1 protein-coding gene is annotated in these 716 nt (G+C 46.1%); it reads left to right on the top strand.

Translation table 11 applies throughout. The annotated features are described in order from the left end of the window. On the top strand, positions 1-716 hold a 716-nt coding region (locus KIV40_RS31790; protein WP_285353311.1), incomplete at both ends, for an FAD:protein FMN transferase.

Genomic DNA, 716 nt, shown 5'->3' with positions numbered 1-716 from the left:
TTAAGTATATCAATAGTGATGAGTTTCTAGCTTCGGATAAGGTGCATGAAGAGATCGACCGTCTTCTTGAAGAAGTGAACGATCAGATGTCGACGTACCGCAAAGGTTCCGAGCTAATCCGCTTCAACCAATATGAAGGTGGCGATGCATTCGAAGTATCTGAGCAAACCGCAATTGTTGTGAAAGAAGCGATTCGTTTGAACGGTCTAACTGAAGGTGCATTGGATGTGGCGGTTGGGCCTTTGGTTAACCTTTGGGGTTTTGGTCCAGAAGCTCGCCCTGAAGTGGTTCCAACAGATGAAGAGTTGGCTGCACGCAAACAGAAAATTGGTATCCACCATTTAAGCGTTGAGGGCAACAAGCTGACGAAAGACCTGCCAAAGCTTTACGTTGACCTTTCAACAATTGCGAAAGGCTGGGGCGTGGATGTACTGGCTGACTACCTAGACTCTATTGGTATTCACAACTACATGGTTGAAGTCGGTGGTGAGATTCGCCTTAAAGGTCTGAACCGTGAAAATGTTGGCTGGCGCATTGCGATTGAAAAGCCAAGCATTGAAGAGCGTACAATTCAAGAGATCATTGAACCAGGTGATATGGCGATTGCAACATCTGGCGATTACAGAAACTACTTTGAGCGTGATGGTGTTCGTTACTCGCACATTATCAACCCAGAAACCGGTAAACCGATTCACCACAAAGTGGTGTCAGTAACC

This window comes from Vibrio sp. D173a, from assembly GCF_030248475.1.
This window is presented reverse-complemented; position numbering and strand designations above follow the sequence as displayed.